The organism is Streptomyces sp. NPDC030021 (assembly GCF_055574035.1).
This window is the reverse complement of the sequence record NZ_JBVIAH010000029.1, coordinates 64,851-81,396: the sequence shown is the minus strand read 5'-3', so window position 1 is coordinate 81,396 and position 16,546 is coordinate 64,851. Positions and strand designations below refer to the sequence as shown.

Annotated in this window: 16 protein-coding genes; 10 read left to right on the top strand and 6 right to left on the bottom strand. The window is 71.6% G+C overall.

Going from position 1 to position 16,546, the window contains the following annotated elements; all coding sequences use genetic code 11:
* Positions 1-8: 8 nt before the first annotated feature.
* Positions 9-218, bottom strand: coding sequence for a hypothetical protein (locus tag ACZ4YL_RS37405; RefSeq protein WP_468122660.1), 210 nt, complete (start codon positions 216-218; stop codon positions 9-11).
* 253 nt (positions 219-471) lie between these two features.
* On the opposite strand from ACZ4YL_RS37405, the gene ACZ4YL_RS37400 reads away from it, so the two are divergent.
* Together ACZ4YL_RS37400 and ACZ4YL_RS37395 are read left to right on the top strand one after the other, a co-directional pair.
* Complete coding sequence (locus ACZ4YL_RS37400) at positions 472-1,725, top strand: helix-turn-helix transcriptional regulator (protein WP_468122659.1); 1,254 nt, start codon at positions 472-474, stop codon at positions 1,723-1,725.
* A 14-nt stretch (positions 1,726-1,739) separates the two neighbouring features.
* Positions 1,740-2,105, top strand: a complete 366-nt coding sequence (locus ACZ4YL_RS37395) for a hypothetical protein (protein WP_468122658.1) — start codon at positions 1,740-1,742, stop codon at positions 2,103-2,105.
* 98 nt (positions 2,106-2,203) lie between these two features.
* Here the strand turns inward: ACZ4YL_RS37395 and ACZ4YL_RS37390 are convergent, their stop codons facing one another.
* Positions 2,204-2,737: an NUDIX hydrolase gene (locus ACZ4YL_RS37390; RefSeq protein ID WP_468122656.1), complete on the bottom strand. Its 534-nt coding sequence runs from the start codon at positions 2,735-2,737 to the stop codon at positions 2,204-2,206.
* Between the two features lie 178 nt (positions 2,738-2,915).
* Entirely contained in the window at positions 2,916-4,469 is a 1,554-nt protein-coding gene (locus ACZ4YL_RS37385) for an AMP-binding protein (protein WP_468122655.1), read from the bottom strand.
* A 130-nt stretch (positions 4,470-4,599) separates the two neighbouring features.
* Between ACZ4YL_RS37385 and ACZ4YL_RS37380 the strand changes: the two genes are divergently transcribed.
* From ACZ4YL_RS37380 to ACZ4YL_RS37360, 5 genes are all read left to right on the top strand, one after another.
* Positions 4,600-5,796, top strand: coding sequence for an amidohydrolase family protein (locus tag ACZ4YL_RS37380; protein ID WP_468122653.1), 1,197 nt, complete (start codon positions 4,600-4,602; stop codon positions 5,794-5,796).
* Positions 5,796-6,953 (top strand): acyl-CoA dehydrogenase, encoded by a 1,158-nt coding sequence (locus tag ACZ4YL_RS37375; protein ID WP_468122652.1) that lies wholly within the window; start codon positions 5,796-5,798, stop codon positions 6,951-6,953. The genes ACZ4YL_RS37380 and ACZ4YL_RS37375 overlap by 1 nt, the downstream gene beginning before the upstream one ends.
* Positions 6,954-6,957: 4 nt before the next feature.
* Positions 6,958-7,872: an acyl-CoA dehydrogenase family protein gene (locus ACZ4YL_RS37370; RefSeq protein WP_468122651.1), complete on the top strand. Its 915-nt coding sequence runs from the start codon at positions 6,958-6,960 to the stop codon at positions 7,870-7,872.
* A gap of 375 nt (positions 7,873-8,247) precedes the next feature.
* Positions 8,248-8,724, top strand: coding sequence for an ATP-binding protein (locus ACZ4YL_RS37365; RefSeq protein WP_030731977.1), 477 nt, complete (start codon positions 8,248-8,250; stop codon positions 8,722-8,724).
* Between the two features lie 287 nt (positions 8,725-9,011).
* Positions 9,012-10,652, top strand: coding sequence for an alpha/beta hydrolase (locus tag ACZ4YL_RS37360; RefSeq protein WP_468122650.1), 1,641 nt, complete (start codon positions 9,012-9,014; stop codon positions 10,650-10,652).
* A 12-nt stretch (positions 10,653-10,664) separates the two neighbouring features.
* On the opposite strand, the gene ACZ4YL_RS37355 is transcribed toward ACZ4YL_RS37360, so the two are convergent.
* The 3 genes from ACZ4YL_RS37355 to ACZ4YL_RS37345 form a co-directional block, all read right to left on the bottom strand.
* Positions 10,665-11,282 (bottom strand): TOPRIM nucleotidyl transferase/hydrolase domain-containing protein, encoded by a 618-nt coding sequence (locus ACZ4YL_RS37355; protein WP_468122649.1) that lies wholly within the window; start codon positions 11,280-11,282, stop codon positions 10,665-10,667.
* A gap of 134 nt (positions 11,283-11,416) precedes the next feature.
* Complete coding sequence (locus ACZ4YL_RS37350; protein ID WP_468122648.1) at positions 11,417-12,103, bottom strand: hypothetical protein; 687 nt, start codon at positions 12,101-12,103, stop codon at positions 11,417-11,419.
* A 144-nt stretch (positions 12,104-12,247) separates the two neighbouring features.
* Positions 12,248-13,174, bottom strand: coding sequence for a cyclase family protein (locus ACZ4YL_RS37345; RefSeq protein ID WP_468122646.1), 927 nt, complete (start codon positions 13,172-13,174; stop codon positions 12,248-12,250).
* 120 nt (positions 13,175-13,294) lie between these two features.
* Between ACZ4YL_RS37345 and ACZ4YL_RS37340 the strand changes: the two genes are divergently transcribed.
* From ACZ4YL_RS37340 to ACZ4YL_RS37330, 3 genes are read left to right on the top strand one after another with little or no spacing between them, the layout of a single operon-like run.
* Positions 13,295-14,206 carry an SDR family NAD(P)-dependent oxidoreductase gene (locus ACZ4YL_RS37340; protein ID WP_468122645.1) on the top strand — a complete coding sequence of 304 codons (912 nt, stop codon included), beginning with the start codon at positions 13,295-13,297 and terminating at the stop codon, positions 14,204-14,206.
* Between the two features lie 51 nt (positions 14,207-14,257).
* The gene (locus ACZ4YL_RS37335) at positions 14,258-15,460 is read left to right on the top strand and encodes an acyl-CoA dehydrogenase family protein (protein ID WP_468122644.1); all 1,203 of its coding nucleotides are present in this window, start codon (positions 14,258-14,260) and stop codon (positions 15,458-15,460) included.
* Positions 15,457-16,524 (top strand): Zn-dependent alcohol dehydrogenase, encoded by a 1,068-nt coding sequence (locus tag ACZ4YL_RS37330; RefSeq protein ID WP_468122643.1) that lies wholly within the window; start codon positions 15,457-15,459, stop codon positions 16,522-16,524. Before ACZ4YL_RS37335 ends, ACZ4YL_RS37330 begins: the two co-directional genes overlap by 4 nt.
* Positions 16,525-16,546: the final 22 nt, after the last annotated feature.

The window sequence follows — 16,546 nt, the reverse complement described above, 5'->3', positions numbered from 1 at the left end:
TACTGAGGTCATCGCGAGGCGGCGCGCTGTGCCCGCGTTTCGAGGACGGAGAGGCTGTCAGGGTCGGTGGTGATCCACTGGTCCGAGAGGAGTGCGTCGGCGGGACGGAGGACCCATACAGCGCCTGCTGCGACATCGGTGACGATCGCGACCCTTCCGTCATCGTCTTTGACCAGGTCGCCGACCCATGCGCGGTGACCAGGCAGGGCTGGACTCATGTGGTCGCTCCTCATCGGCGGGGTGTGTCCAGTGCGAGCCGGGCTGCGTAGAGGCGGAGGGAGCCGTTCGCGGTCGTGTCCCTCGGCGCCGTTGCGCGTTTCCCTATCCGCACCCTCACGTTGCGTCGGGTCTGTTCCCGACAACTCCAAGGAAAGCGCCGGACGTCGACGGACTCCACGGCATTCCTGCCGCATTCTTGGATCAGATCCGTGCACGGGTGCCGCAGCTCTGCAGTCGCGGGAAGGGATCGTCATGGGACTGGCCGAACGGCGTAAGACCCTGGGCTACAGTCAGGAGACGCTGGCCGGGATACTCGGCGTGGACCGCACGACGGTCGGGCGCTGGGAGAGCGGCAGGATCGAACCGCAGCCTCCACAGCGGCGAGGCCTGGCCATCGCCCTCGAAGTCAGCCTCCAAGAACTGGACGCCCTCCTGACAGAGTTACGAGCTGCAGGGCAGGAGGCCACAGGGCAGCAGTCCAGTGACCACCCGAGGGCGGGAGACACCGACGAAATGATCCGCCGCGAATTCCTCCGCATCCTTACCGTCAGCGGGGCACTGGCAGCGCTCCCGGTCGACGAGGCCGAGGCCCTCACAGACGGAGGGCTGAGGAGGACGCCCGCAGACTTTGAGCGGATGAACAGCCACCTGTGGCAGGTCTATCAACTGGCACGTTCGAAGGGTTCGGTCTACCCCGTCATCCGGGACCAACTGAAAGCTCTCAACGAAGAACTGGCCGGGGGCGGAGCCAGGTCACACGCCCTGTTGAGCCCGGCGGCCGATCTTTTCCAGATGGCGGGTGAAGTCGCCTTCGACGGGAATCGGTACACCGATGCCGCAGCCTCGTATGCGCTGGCGGCATCGGTCAGCAAGGACGCGGGCGCGGACGACCTGTGGGCTTGCGCCCTCGTACGCCACGCCTACCTGGACATGTCCGAGCAGCGTTACCGCCAAGCGGCACAGGTGCTGGGCGCGGCCGGGCGGTTGGCCGGTCGAGGAGACAGCGAGCTCTCGACGCGGTATTGGGTCGCGTCGGTCCAGGCGGAAGCATTCGCGGGCCTCGGGGATCTCACAGCGTGCGAACGGGCACTGGACCAGGCCGAGAAGGTCAGGGACCTCACGGCAGACAGTACGAACGGAGGATGGCTGCGGTTCGACGGCACCCGTTTGGCCGAGGAGCGCGGAGCGCGGTACGTGCAGCTCGGACGCCTGGACCTGGCGGAAGCGGCGCTGACGACCGCACTGGCTCAGACGGCCCTTTCCTCGGGGCAGTCGTATCGGCGCAGGGGCGCTGTGCTGACCGGCCTGGCGGCCATCGGTGCGAAGCGGCGTGATCTGGACCAGGTTCTCGTGTACGGGCGGGAAGCCGTCGGCCTGGCCCGAGCCTCGGCATCCGGGTATGTCGCCCGTAGACTGCAAGCCCTGTGCGTCGAGTTGGGCCCCTTGAGCCGTGACCGCCGTGTAGCGGAGCTGGGGGCGGAGATCGCCACGCTGAGCACGCTGTGACGAGAGGGGTAGGCATGTCGCAGACCGAGGGTGCACGACTGTTCCGGGAGGCCTGGATCGCAGGAGTGCGTCAGCACTTCCCCGGGGAGCCGAAGGCCGGCTACGTCACGCCGTGGGAGGACACCCCGCAGTGGGAGCGTGAGGCCGCCAGCTCGGTCTACGAGCAAGTCCGTCAGTTCATCGAGATCAGCGGCGGTCGCACGGCGAGGCTCTCCCGCCAGCAGAAGAGCCGCTTCGTCGCCACGTGCTGGACGGCCCAAATGTTCAAGCACTTCGAAGATCCGAAGCCGGGCTACGTGGCCGACTGGGCCGATCTGCCGTCGTGGCAGCAGGAGACCGACGCCGACATCTTCGAAGCCATCGAAAAGGCCGTCGGCTGACCGTTGCGCCGGAGGTACGAGCAGCTTGCGCCCTATCGCGAGGTGCCGGCCGCGGTTGCTTTCGAGGCACGTCTACGAGCGATGCTTCCCTCGCCGGGTCAGCGAACCCCTTCGTCCATCAGGACGTAGAGGAGGCCGACCAGGGAGCCGCTGCTGACGATCTCGCGGCGGTCGATCATGCCGCGGATGTTCGCCAGTGGGATCCACTCGATCCGGTCCGACTCGTTCTTCTCGGTCGGCGGCCCGTTGTACGTCGCACCGTCCGCGCGGAACAGGTGGTGCTGGGAGTCGGTGATGCCGTTCGCCGGCTCGGCGTAGATCAGCGGCTTCATCGGGCCCGGACGCCAGCCGGTCTCTTCGAGGACTTCACGCGCGGCAGCCTCGCCGGGGGTCTCGTCCGCTTCCACCAGGCCCATGGGCAGCTCCCAGGCCCACGCATCCGTGATGAAGCGGTGGCGCCACATCATCAGGACCTCTTGGCGGTCGTTGAGCACGGCGGCCACGGCCAAGTGGCGGAGCTTGACGACGTGGTGTTCCCAGCGGTGGCCGTCCGGCGTTTCGATGTCGGTGAGCCACAGGTTCACCCACTTGTTTTCGTAGATCGGACGTTCCCCGTGGATCTTCCACTGCATCGCTGCGGCCCCTCTCGATCGGCCTCCAGCATTACAGAGCCTCGCTGAACAGCAGTCCGGTTCAGGCAAATTCATGTCAGAGTGACGAAAATGCGCGTAGCGAGGGGACACGCTGCCCCGACCGGGAAGCCTCCGTTCCTCCAAGGCCGCCTTGGCCTACACGCCTCGCCGTGTGCGGTTACGCGTACCGCTCGCGGAGTTTGTACTTCAGGACCTTGCGCAGGGCCTCGTTGCGGGGAAGGGCTTCCAGGAGTTCGAGCTGTTCCGGGAGCTTGTGGGTGGCCAGGCCCTGGGTGCGGAGGTAGGCGGTCAGCTGGGGGAGGGTCAGGGGGGCGGCTCCCGGCGGTTGTTCCACCACCGCGCAGACGCGTTCGCCGCGGGTCGGGTCCGGGAGGCCGATGACCGCCACGTCCGTGATGCCCGGGAGCTGGTGGAGGAGGTCCTCGATCTCCTTCGCCGAGATGTTCTCGCCCTTGCGGATGATGACGTCCTTGCTGCGGCCGGTGAGGACCAGGTAGCCGTCCCGCGTCAGGTGGCCGAGGTCGCCCGTGATCAGGTAGCCGTCGGGGTCGAAGACCTCCGCCGACCCGTCGCGGTTCAGGTAGCCCTGGCAGACGGCCTCGCCCCGCAGGCGGACCTCGCCGTCGGTGTCCGGCGGCAGCTCGGTGCCGTCCGGTGAGGTGATGCGGATGGACATGCCCGCCGGGGGGCGGCCCTCGGTGGTGGCGAGGTTCTCCGCGGTGTCGTCCGGGGAGCCCATGGTGATCATCGGGACCTCGGTCATGCCGTAGCCGTGGGTCAGCTGGCAGCGCAGCTCCCGTACGACCGCGTGGTAGATCTCCGGCGGTTTGGGGGCGCCGCCGCCCGCCAGGAGGCGCAGGGTGGGGATGAGGGGGACGTCCGGGGCCTTGCGCTGCTCGGTCAGGAACATGGAGTAGAAGGCGGTGGAGCCGCCGGCCACGGTGACTCCGTGGCGGCGGTAGCCGTCCAGCGCGTCCGGCATCGCGAACTTCTCGAAGAGCACCGCGGGGAAGCCGTAGAGGAGGAGCATCACCAGGTAGTCCGGGCCGCCTATGTGCGCGTACGGGAAGGCCATGGAGCCTACGTCGGACGGGCTCAGGTGGAGGGCGTGGGCGAGGCAGGAGCCGCCCGCGATCAGGGAGCGGTCGGTGTGCAGGACGCCCTTGGGGTCGGAGGTGGTGCCGGAGGTCCAGTAGATCCAGCGGACGCCGGTGCCGGAGGCGGGCGGCGGGGGGAGTACGGCCGGGTCGCCGTCGGGGAGGTCCGCGTAGGCCTCGAAGACGCCGCGCGCGCCGAGGCGGGCGGCCATGGCGGTGTGGTCGAAGCCGCGCCAGGTTCCGGGGACGGCGAAGTACTCGGCCTTGGACTCGCGGAGGGCGAAGCCGACCTCGCGGTCCCGGTAGAAGGGGATGACCGGGGTCTGGACGGCGCCGATCCGGGCGAGGGCGGCGGAGAGCAGCACGGTCTCGATGCGGGTGGGGAGCTGCCAGGCGACGACGGTGCCGGGGCGCACGCCCATGCCGTGGAGGCCGGCGGCGACGCGTTCGGAGCGGTCGCGCAGTGCGCCGAAGGTGAGCCGGCGGTCGTGTGCGGGATCCTCGGCGGCCTCGGTCAAGGCGGTGGTGTCCGGGGTCAGCGCGGCCCGGCGGGAGATCAGTTCCCACAGGGTCCGGGACCGGCTCAGTTCTGTCGCGGTCGCGGTGTCCGTCATCCCAGACCTCCCCATAGCTGACGGATAGTCAGATCAAGCGCAGAGCGTAGAGCGCCGACGCTTGTCGGTCCAGGGGTGGCGGGGCTAGCTTGTTTCTGACGATCCATCAGATCGGTGAATTGGGGAGACCATGGAACTGCCTCGGATCATCAGCGTCGACGACCACGTGATCGAGCCCGCGCACCTGTTCGACGTCTGGCTGCCCGCCAAGTACCGCGACCGCGGCCCCAAGGCGCTCACCGCCGGCATCGGCGAACTCGCCTACACCGGCGGCAAGTACGTCATCACCATGGACCCCGACGGCCCGCCGACCGACTGGTGGATCTACGAGGACCTGAAGTTCCCGTACAAGCGCAACATCGCCGCCGTCGGCTTCGACCGCGACGACATGACCCTGGAGGGCATCACCCGCGAGGAGATGCGCCGTGGCTGCTGGGACCCCAAGGCGCGCCTCGCCGACATGGACCTCAACCACGTCGAGGCCTCGCTCTGCTTCCCGACCTTCCCGCGCTTCTGCGGCCAGACCTTCGCAGAGGCCCAGGACAAGGAAGTGGCGGTCGCCTGTGTCCGCGCCTACAACGACTGGATGGTCGAGGAATGGTGCGGCGACAGCGGCGGCCGGCTGATCCCGCTGTGCATCATCCCGCTCTGGGACATCGACCTGGCGGTGGCGGAGATCCGGCGCAACGCGGCCCGCGGGGTGAAGGCCGTGACCTTCTCCGAGATCCCCACCCACCTCGGGCTCCCCTCCATCCACTCCGGCTACTGGGACCCCTTCTTCGCCGTCTGCCAGGAGACCGGCACGGTGGTCAACATGCACATCGGGTCCAGCTCCCAGATGCCCGCCGCCTCCCCCGACGCACCCCCCGCCGTCCAGGCCGCGCTCAGCTTCAACAACGCGATGGCCTCGATGATGGACTTCCTCTTCAGCGGCGTCCTGGTGAAGTTCCCGACGCTCAAGCTCGCCTACAGCGAGGGCCAGATGGGCTGGATCCCGTACGCCCTGGAGCGCGCCGACGACGTCTGGGAGGAGCACCGGGCCTGGGGCGGGGTCCGCGACCTGATCCCCGAGCCGCCGTCCACGTACTACTACCGGCAGATGTTCTGCTGCTTCTTCCGCGACAAGCACGGGATCGCCTCCCTCGACGTCGTCGGACGCGACAACGCGACCTTCGAGACCGACTACCCGCACGTGGACTCGACCTTCCCGCACACCAAGGAGGTCGCCCTCGACCACGTGAAGGGGCTGGACGACGAGACGGTCTACAAGCTGATGCGCGGCAACGCCATCCGCATGCTCGGCCTCGACCTGGACCGCGACCGCTGATGGACCTGACCTACACCGAGGAGGAGCAGGACTTCCGGGCCCGGCTGCGCGCATGGCTCGCCAAGGTGCTCCCCGAGCTGCCCGCGGGCCCGTCCCCCGACGACTGGCCGGGCCGGCGCGCGTACGACCTCGGGTGGCAGCGCAGGCTGTACGAGGCCGGGTACGCGGGCCTGCACTGGCCGGTGGACGCGGGCGGCCGCGGGGCCACCCCGACCCAGCACCTGATCTTCCTGGAGGAGACCGAGCGCGCCGGGGCCCCGTACGTCGGCGCGAACTTCGTCGGGCTGCTGCACGCCGGCCCGACCGTCGCCGCCGAGGGCACGGCGGAGCAGCGGGCGCGCTGGCTGCCGCCCGTACTGCGCGGCGACGAGGTGTGGTGCCAGGGGTTCAGCGAGCCCGACGCGGGCTCCGACCTGGCCTCCCTGCGGACGCGGGCCGTGCGCGACGGCGACGACTACGTGATCAGCGGGTCGAAGATCTGGACCTCGCACGCGGAGGTCGCCGACTGGTGCGAACTGCTGGTGCGCACCGATCCCGGGGCGCCCAAGCACCGGGGGATCTCCTGGCTGGCCATGCCGATGGACGCGCCGGGAGTGACCGTACGGCCGCTGCGCACGCTCGCCGGGTCGGCGGAGTTCGCGGAGATGTTCCTCGACGAGGTACGGGTCCCGGTGGCCAACCGGGTCGGCGCGGAGAACGACGGCTGGCGGGTCACCATGGTCACGCTGTCCTTCGAGCGCGGCACCGCCTTCGTCGGCGAGGTGGTCGCCTGCCGCCGGACCCTGGGGGAACTGGCCCGGACGGCGAAGGCCAACGGCCGGTGGGACGACCCGGTCCTGAGGCGCAGGCTGGGACGGCTGTACGGGGAGTTCGGCGCGCTGTGGCGGCTCACCCAGTGGAACGTCAGCGAGGCGGAGCGATCGGCGGGCGGGGTCCCCGGCATCGGCGGTTCCGTCTTCAAGCTCGCCTACTCGCACGCCCGCCAGGAGCTGTACGACACGGCGGCGGAGGTCCTCGGAGCCCAGTCCCTGTCCCTGGAGGAGGAGTGGACCCGGGACCGGCTCTCCTCCCTCTCGTACACGATCGCGGCGGGCACCTCGCAGATCCAGCGGAACATCGTCGCCGAGCGGATCCTCGGCCTTCCGAAGGGCCGGTGAGGGCATGGACTTCCAGCCGACCGAGGACCAGAAGGACCTGCGGGCGGGCGTACGGGACCTGCTGGCGGGCCGGTACGGACGAGAGGCGCTGCGGGCGTCGGTGGACTCGGGTGCGAGCGTGGACCGTGCGCTGTGGCGGGAGCTGGGCGCGGCGGGCTTCTTCGCGCTGCGCCTGCCGGAATCCGAGGGCGGTGTCGGCCTGGGACTGCCGGAGGCGGTCCTGGTCTTCGAGGAGGCCGGGCGGGCGCTGGTGCCGGGCCCGCTGGTGGCCACGCACCTGGCCGCCGGAGTGGTCCCGGGGGCAGCCGCGGGGACCGCGGTGGTGAGCGCCTTCGACCTGGGCGGGCCGCTGGTGGCCCACCTCGGGGAGGCGGACGCGGTGCTGGGGGCGTCCGGGGTGCCGGCGGGCGAGCCGGTGCGTTCGGCGGACCCGCTGACTCCGCTGCACCGGGTGGCGGTGGCGGGCGACTCCTCGGCGTACCGGGAGGAGGGCGCGCTGCTGACGGCCGCGCTGCAGCTCGGGAGCGCGCTGCGGACGGTGGAGCTGGCGGTGCGGTACGCGGGCGAGCGCGAGCAGTTCGGGCAGCCGATCGGGGCGTTCCAGGCGGTCAAGCACCTGTGCGCGCGGATGCTGGTGCGGGCGGAGGTGGCCCGTACGGCGGTCTACGCGGCGGCGGTGACGGGGGACGCGGGCGAGGTGGCCGCGGCCAAGCTCCTCGCGGACGAGGCGGCGGTGCTGGGCGCCCGGGACTGCCTGCAGGTGCACGGCGGGATGGGCTTCACCTGGGAGGCGGACGTGCACCTGCACCTGAAGCGGGCCTGGGTGCGGGCCGAGCAGTGGCGGACGGCGGCGCAGGCGGAGGAGCTGCTGGCGCAGGAGCTGCTGGGTTCGTCGGCGGAGGCCGGGCAGGTGGGGTAGGCGAGGCGGGGCGGGGTAGGAAGCCCGTCGGCCGGAGGTCCTCGGCGGGCGTTGCTCACGGTGACGTGGAGGCACGGGAAGGACGGCGCGGGACGCATGTCCGATTACAGAGAGTTGATATCGGTTTGTGTCCTTCGCCCGACTCATTGCGGCCCGGAAGCAGGGGCCTGCTCCGGTACGCTCCCACGAATGCGAGCGGTTGAGCGGCGCGAGCGTCGCACAGTATGCACCACGCCCACACCTTCGCGCGGGAATATGCCCGAAGCGCTTGTTGTGGTGACTGTATGTCAACCATGCTGCTACGGAAGGGGATCACACTGGGTGATCCCGTCCTGTCGCGAGGCGAAGTGTCCGCCGGTTCGGATGGTGTGAGCGGTGCAGGTGCTTCAGGTTCAGCTTGAGGTCGGTGCGGATCCCGCCGAGGTCGGCCGGGCCCGCCGGTGGGCGCGTTCCCGGCTGGCGGGGTCGGGCATAGGGGACGACGAGCCGCTCGCCGAGACGCTGATCCTGCTGATCTCCGAGCTGGTCACGAACGCGGTCGTGCACACGGGCTGTCCGGCCGTGCTGCGGATGCTGTTCGGGGGGCCGGGGGTGCGGGTCGAGGTGGCCGACGCGAGCGACCGGGCGCCGAACCGCCGACAGGCGTGCGGGGAGGACACCGGCGGGCGCGGCCTGGAGCTGGTCGACGGGCTGGCGGACCGCTGGGGCTGGCAGCGCGAGGGCGCGGGCAAACAGATCTGGTGCGAGATCGACCGCGCGCAGAAATCGACCTCGGACTGCGCGTCCGAGCGGCCCTCGGACGGCCCGTCGGAATTTCATACCCCGCCGCGGGAACCGCGCGTGTACCTCTAACGAGGTGTTGACGGTTCGTCACATCTTGATCACCCTGGTGTGGAGCGATTCGACGCGAGGGGACGCCAAGGGCAGGCCTTGACGAGTGCGGGTCGTGGGGTGGCGGCTGCCGTGCCGCGCTCGGGGCGTGCATGCGCGTCGCCGCCACCCGCAGAACCCGCCGGGCCTCCTCCTGAGGGAGGAGGCCCGAAGGGGCCGCGGGTCCCGGGCGCCGGAGGAGGGCGGGACCCGCGACCTCGTGCCCGTGGCCGATGTGCCGTGCCGGGGCCGGTTCCTAGCCTCGGGGCATGCGATCACACGAAGCGGCCGATGCGCCGCCCGCCGCCGACCGAACCCTCGGCCCCGCCGCTCGCCGCGCGTCTTCCGTGGGCCTCGTCCTCGCCGCCTGCCTCGCCGCCACCCCCACCCTGGCCGTCGCCGCCGAGGCCGCGTCCGCCGGGGCCGCGCCCCCGTCCGCGTCCGCCGCGAACCATTCCGGGGCCGGGCTCGACCGGTACTACCAGCAGCGGCCGCGCTGGGGCAGCTGCGTCACGGGCCCCGACGACACCACGGGCCGTGAACTGGACCAGGCAGGTGTGCAGTGCGCGGATGTGACCGTGCCGCTGGACTACGCCGACCCCCGGGGCCGCACGATCACCGTGGCGATATCCCGGCTCAAGGCCACCGACACCCGTCACCGCATCGGCGCGATCCTGCTGAACACGGGCGGCCCCGGCGGCCCCGCCCGGGCCTACCCGCCGACGGCCCGCGCGGCGATGAAGGAGGTCGGGGCTCGCTACGACATCGTCGGCTTCGACCCGCGCTTCGTCGGGCGCAGCACCCCGCTGGACTGCGGCTGGCCCCTCGGTATGACCTGGCTGTCGGCCGGCGCCGACCGGGCGGGCTTCGACCGGCAGGTCGCCCTGCAGAAGAGCCTGGCCGACAAGTGCCGGGCCACCGGTGCCTCCGTGCTCCTGCACATCAGCACCCGCAACACCGCCCGCGACATGGACGTCATCCGCGGCGCGCTCGGCGAGCGGAAGATCTCCTACCTGGGCTACTCCTACGGCACCTACCTGGGCACGGTCTACACCCAGATGTTCCCCGGCCGCCACGACCGGATGGTGCTCGACGGGGCGATCAACCCGGGCGACTACCGCCCCCGACTGCTGGAGGGCGCGGAGCGCGAGAACGAGAAGGCGCTGTCCGACTGGGCGGGCTGGGCGGCGGAGCGCCACGGCACCTACGGCCTCGGCCGCACCCGCGCCGAGGTGCTCGCCTCCGTCGACCGCGTCGTCGCGGCATCCGCGCGCGGCCCGCTGACCATCGGTTCGGGCGCCGATGCCTTCCGGATCGACGACAGTCAGGTGCCGCTCCTGCTGTTCTCGGGCATCGCGGACGATACCGAGCCCGCGCGGGCGTCCTTCGGCGAGCTGCTGTCCGTACTGGTCGCGGCCGCCGGCGGGGCGCCCACCACACTGCCCGCGGGGTTCGCCGGGGAGCTCCGGTACGCGCTGCGCGGGGAGGGCGAGCCCACGGGCGTGCAGTCCGCGATCATCTGCGGGGACGTGGCCGCCGGGCGCGATCCCGAGCAGTACTGGCGGGACATCGAGCGCAGCCGCGCCGCGCATCCCCTGTTCGGCCCGCTGACCCGCAACATCAACCCGTGCGCCTTCTGGGACCGGCCGCGCGAGGAGCCCACCCGGGTACGGCGTGATGCCTCCGCGCTGATCGTGGCCGCCACCGGCGATCCGCGCACCACGTACAAGGGCAGCGTCGAGCTGCGCGGGCTGCTGCCGAGCTCCAGGCTGATCACCCTGGAGGGCGCAAACAGGCATGCCCTCTACGGGAGTTACGCCAACACCTGCGTGGACGACCAGGTCAACAGGTACCTGGCCACCGGCAGACTGCCGGCGAAGGACCGGACCTGCGCCAAGGGGACCGACTGAGGCCGGCGTGGGTCACAGCACGCCGAGGAGGTCGTCGAGCGGGGCCGGTACCTCTTCGGGGGCGAGGGCCTCGACGAGGAGGCGGCCGTAGCGGATCTTGCGGCCCTTCTTCGTGCCGAGGAAGCGCCGCAACTGCCGCTGCCGGGGGCGGCCGTGCTGGGCGGGCTGACGCACGAAGGTCTCCCAGGAGCGGAGATCACCCTCGGCCCGGAGGACCTCCTCGATCCGCTCCGTGCCCAGCGCGCGGATGAGTTCGTCCTCCAAGTCCGCGACGCAGACGAAGAAGCCGCTGCTCGGCGCCCCGGCCCGCGCCAGGGCGCGGTCGTAGAAGGGCTGCTCGCGCTCGTCGCACAGTCCGGTCAGGCGCAGTCCGAGGCCGGGCGGCCCGAGGAGGCCGGTGTAGCGGCCCACGCTCATCGCCCCGCCCATCGGTACGACGCACACCCCCTCGGCGGCGAGGGCGCGGCCGCGCCGCGCGGCCAGCGCCTCGACGGCCGCGTGGTCGCTGGGCCCCTCCAGCAGCACCGCCGTCCGCACGTCCAGGCGGGCGGCCAGCTCGCGCGCGGCCTCGCCGGGACCGCCGGCCGCCCAGTGGTCGACCGCTTCCCGGAACGCCCGCATGTCCGCCATGGGGCGAGTCTGCGCCTTCACCGGCGCCGGGGCACGGAATTTTCGGCGGCGGCCGGCGGTCGACGGCCGACTGCCGGCCGCCCGCCGTCCCGGGCGTCGTGCCGGGACGGCGGGCGGTCACGTGCCGGGGCGTCTCAGCCGTCGGTGCAGATCACGTCGTACGGGCGGCCGATCGCCATGGTCAGCTCGATCGGGTCGGTGGTGCCGGAAGGGCACTCGGACTTCGTCTTGACGAGGCCGAGGACCTTCTGTGCGCCCGAGCCGCCGCACGCGACCTCCTTGGCCTGGGAGGTCACGCAGTCGCCCTGGACCAGCTGTGCACCGCCCGCGCCCGCGTCGCCGGGGTGGTCGCCCGACAGGTTGCGGCCGCAGACGGTGTTGGTGGGGATGCCGCTCCCCTTGCCGCCGTAGGAGATGCTCACGTCGATCATCAGGTCCGTGCCGGCCGGGCACTGGATCGCGTTCGGGAGGATGCTGGCCTCCTTGATGTCGATGGCCTTGAAGGTGGCGCCGGAGTCGGAGCAGCCCGTCCGCTTGTACCCGTCGGGGGCCTTGGACGGGTCGGGGCCGCCGCAGTCGCCGACCTTCCACGCGCTGGAGGTGTCGGAGGAGGACTCGGGGGATCCGGGGTCCTTGGCGGTGGGCTTGGCGGAGGGGGAGGCCGAGGGGGACGCCGACGGCTTGCCGTCGTCCTTGTTGACCGACTGCAGGGCGAAGTAGCCGCCGACGATGATCACGGCGAGGACGATGACGGCGATGACGTTGCCGCCCGAGCGGCGCCTGGGGGCAGGTGGCGGCGTTACCTGGTACGGGTTGGCCATGCGGGCTTCTCCTGCGGGGAACGTGGCGGGGACGGGGTGTGACGCACGCGAACGGTGACGCGCCATGTACACCTCATGGTTCCACGCTGCCGTGCGCCCCGGGGGCCGTGCGGCCGGAGCCCCCCGGGGCGGAACATCCTCGGGTCAGAGGACGGCCACCGGGGCCACGGGGGTTCCGGTGCCGCCGACGAAGGGTTCCGGCATCGCGGAGAGGAGGAACGCGTAGCGGTTCTCTTCTGCACAGGCTGTGGACAACTTTTCGAGGTTCCAGTTCTGGCCCTGGTGCATGCCCATCTCGACCAGGTGGAGGGCGTGGACCGGGAGCCACAGGTTCTCGATCTCCGGCGGGAAGATCTCGAAGGTCAGCGTGTCGTTCGCGACGGCCGCCACGTCCCGCGCGTGGAACCACTCGGGCGTACGGACGGACAGCCCGGGCGAGGGGAAGCCGTAGCCGTGCTTGTCGCCCGCCAGGTAGACCCGGATCTGGCCGGTTCGGACCAGGACGATGTCGCCGGGGCGGACGGTGACCCCGCCGAACTCCTCGGCCTCGGCGAGGTCCCCGGGGGTCACCGCGTGGTCGCCCGGCAGCCGGTCCAGCCCCTTCGCGCGCGCGACGTCGAGGAGCACCCCGCGCGAGACGATGTGGCCGGCCTTGTCTATGCCGCTGAACTCGGCGCGGCCGTGGGCCGTGATGGTGCCGGCCGGGCGGCCGTTGTAGATCTTCCCCGAGTGCGAGACATGGGTGAGGGCGTCCCAGTGCGTGCCCGCCTGGAGGCCCATGCTCACGGCGTCGTCGCTGCAGGCCACCGTGCCGGGACCGAAGAGCTCCTGGTTGATCTGCACCATCGTGTGCAGCGGGTTGATCCGGCCGGGGATCATGCCGACCTGGACCCCGTCCTCCTTGAGCGGGAGGGCGAGCGGGATCCGGCGGCCGGTGCGGATCTCCGCCGCGGCGCCCCGGACCACCTCGTCGGTGACCAGGTTCAGGGTGCCGATCTCGTCGTCGGCGCCCCAGCGTCCCCAGTTGTTGACGCGCTTGGCGATGTCGTGGAACTCGGCGGGCAGGGTCATGGGCGTCGACAGCTCCTTGCGTGGATGCGGCGGTTACGACGACAACGAGGGCTTGTGCAGGTGCATCTGACTACCCATAGAATCTAACGGTCCGTCAGAAATCGCGGGAAGGGGCCGGACGTGGGGAACTTCTTGGCAGGCAAGGTCGTCGCCGTCACCGGCGCCGGCCGGGGCATCGGACGGGCCGTGGCACTCGCCGCGGCCGCCGAGGGCGCCAAGGTCGTCGTCAACGACTACGGGGTCGGGATCGAGGGCGCGGAGCCCACCAGTGAGATCGCCGAGGCCGTGGTGAAGGAGATCACCGCCCTCGGCGGGGAGGCCGTCGCCGTCGCCGACGACATCTCCACCATGGCGGGCGGCCAGCGCCTCGTCGACACGGCGCTTACGCGGTACGGCCGCATCGACGGCGTCGTGTGCGTGGCCGGCATCCTGCGCGAACGGATGCTGTTCAACATGTCCGAGGAGGAGTGGGACCCGGTCATCGCCACCCATCTCAAAGGCACCTTCACCGTCTTCCGCGCGGCCTCCGCCGTCATGCGCAGGCAGGGCACGGGCACCCTGATCGGCTTCACCAGCGGCAACCACCAGGGCTCCGTCGCCCAGGCCAACTACAGCGCCGCCAAGGGCGGGATCATCTCGCTCGTCCGCTCCGCCGCGCTGGGCCTGGCCAAGTACGGGGTTACGGCCAACGCCGTCGCACCCGTCGCCCGCACCCGGATGTCCGCCAACGTCCCCATGGAGCTCAAGGAGATCGGCGAGCCCGAGGACGTGGCGGCGCTGGTCACCTACCTGCTCAGCGACCGGGCCAGGGCCGAGGACATCACCGGGCAGGTCTACACGATCGCCGGCCCGAAGATCGCCGTCTGGGCGCAGCCGCGCGAGCTGCGCGCCGGATACGCCGAAGGGTCCTGGACGCCGGAGAAGATCGCCGACTTCCTGCCCGGCACGGTGGGTTCCGACCCGATGCCGATGCTCGCGCAACTGGAGGCCATGGCCAAGGCGGCGGCCGCCAAGGACCGCCCCAACGCATAGGACCGGCCAGGACAGGACGGGACGGGACCGGACAGGACCAGGGGGAGCGGCGTGGACTTCAGCTTCGGGGCCGAGGACGAGGAGCTGCGCGGGCGCGCCCGGGCGTGGCTGTCGGAGCACCTCGTGGGCCCGTACGCACAGGCCGTCGGCCTCGGCGGACCGGGCAGCGAGCACGAGGGGGTCGAGGCCCGGCGCGCCTGGGAGCGCGAGCTGGGCCGGGGCGGCTGGATCGGGCAGGGCTGGGAGGCCGACGGGTGGGGGAACCGCCGGCTGTCGCTGACCGGCCAGGTGGTGTGGGCCGAGGAGTACGCGGCCCTGCGCGCGCCCGGCCGGGTCGGCCACATCGGCGAGAACCTCCTCGCCCCGACGCTCATCGCCCACGGGACGCCCGAGCAGCAGGGCCGCTTCCTGCCCGGCATCGCGCGGGGCGAGGAGCTGTGGTGCCAGGGCTACAGCGAGCCGGGCGCCGGTTCCGACCTCGCGGGGATCCGTACGGCCGCGGTACGGGACGCGGCCGACGGGCTGTACCGGGTGACCGGCCAGAAGATCTGGACCTCGCTCGCCCACGACGCCGACTGGTGCTTCGTGCTGGCCCGCACCGAGCCCGGCTCGCGCCGTCACCGGGGACTGTCGTTCCTGCTCGTACGCATGGACCAGCCCGGCCGCGTCGAGGTCCGGCCGATCCGGCAGATGTCGGGCACGAGCGAGTTCAACGAGGTGTTCTTCGACGGGGCGGTCGCGGCGGAGGTCGTCGGCGCCGAGGGCGACGGCTGGACCGTGGCCATGGGCCTGCTCGCCCTGGAGCGGGGGGTCTCGACGCTGGTCCAGCAGATCGGGTTCGCGTCGGAACTGGAGCGCGTCCTGGCGTCGTACGCGGCGCGGGCCGCCTCGGGCGCCGGGGACCCCGTCCTGCGGGACCGGCTGGTCCGTCAGTGGGCCGAGCTGCGCACGATGCGGTGGAACGCGCTGCGCACCCTCGCCTGCGCCGGGGATCCGGGCGCGCCCAGCGTGGCCAAGCTGCTGTGGGGCGGCTGGCACCGGCGGCTCGGGGAGCTGGCGGTGGAGGTCCGCGGCGCGGCGGCCACGGCCGGGCCGGCCTGCTGGGCGCCCGGGCTCCCGTACGAACTCGGACTCGACGAGGAGCAGCGCCTGTTCCTGTTCACCCGTGCCGACACCATCTACGGCGGCTCGGACGAGATCCAGCGGAACATCATCGCCGAGCGCGTGCTCGGCCTGCCTAAGGAGTCCAGGTGAGAGGCGTCGTGTTCGACGGCAAGCAGGCTCAGGTGGTCGACGACCTGGAGATCCGGGACCCGGGGCCGGGGGAGGTGCTGGTCGCGATCGGCGCGGCCGGGCTGTGCCACAGCGACCTGTCGGTCATCGACGGGACGATCCCCTTCCCGCCGCCGGTGGTGCTCGGGCACGAGGGCGCGGGGGTCGTGGAGGCGGGGGGTCCGGGGGTCACCCACGTGGTGCCGGGCGATCACGTGGCGCTGTCCACCCTGGCCAACTGTGGGGCGTGCGCGGACTGCGACCGGGGCCGGCCGACGATGTGCCGCAAGGCGATCGGGATGCCGGGGCAGCCGTTCTCGCGGGGCGGGAAGCCGCTGTTCCAGTTCGCCTCCAACTCCGCCTTCGCGGAGCGCACGATCGTCAAGGCCGTGCAGGCCGTGAAGATCCCGGCCGACATCCCGCTGACCTCGGCGGCGCTCATCGGCTGCGGGGTCCTCACGGGGGTGGGGGCGGTACTGAACCGGGCGCGCGTGGACCGCGGTGAGACGGTGGTCGTCATAGGCACCGGCGGCATCGGGCTGAACGTGCTGCAGGGGGCCCGGATCGCGGGCGCCACGACGATCGTGGCGGTGGACGCGAACCCGGCGAAGGAGGCGGTGGCCAGGCAGTTCGGCGCCACGCACTTCATCGACGCGTCCGCCGTCGCCGACTCGTCGGCGGCGGTCCGCGAGATCCTGCCGACCGGCGCCGACCACGCCTTCGAGTGCGTGGGCAACGTCAAGCTGATCCGCCAGGCGATCGACCTCCTCGACCGGCACGGGCAGGCGATCCTGCTCGGTGTGCCCGGCTTCCAGGAGGAGGCGTCGTTCCTCGTGTCGTCCATGTACCTGGACAAGACGATCATGGGCTGCCGGTACGGGTCCTCGCGCCCGCAGCGCGACATCGCGCTCTACGCCGAGCTCTACCGGCAGGGCCGGCTGCTGCTGGACGAACTGGTGACGGAGGTCTACCCGGTCGAGGACTTCGCCAAGGCCGTGGACGACGCCCACCACGGGCGGGTGGCCAGGGGAGTGCTCACCTTCTGACCAGGCTCCCGCTCCCCGGGAA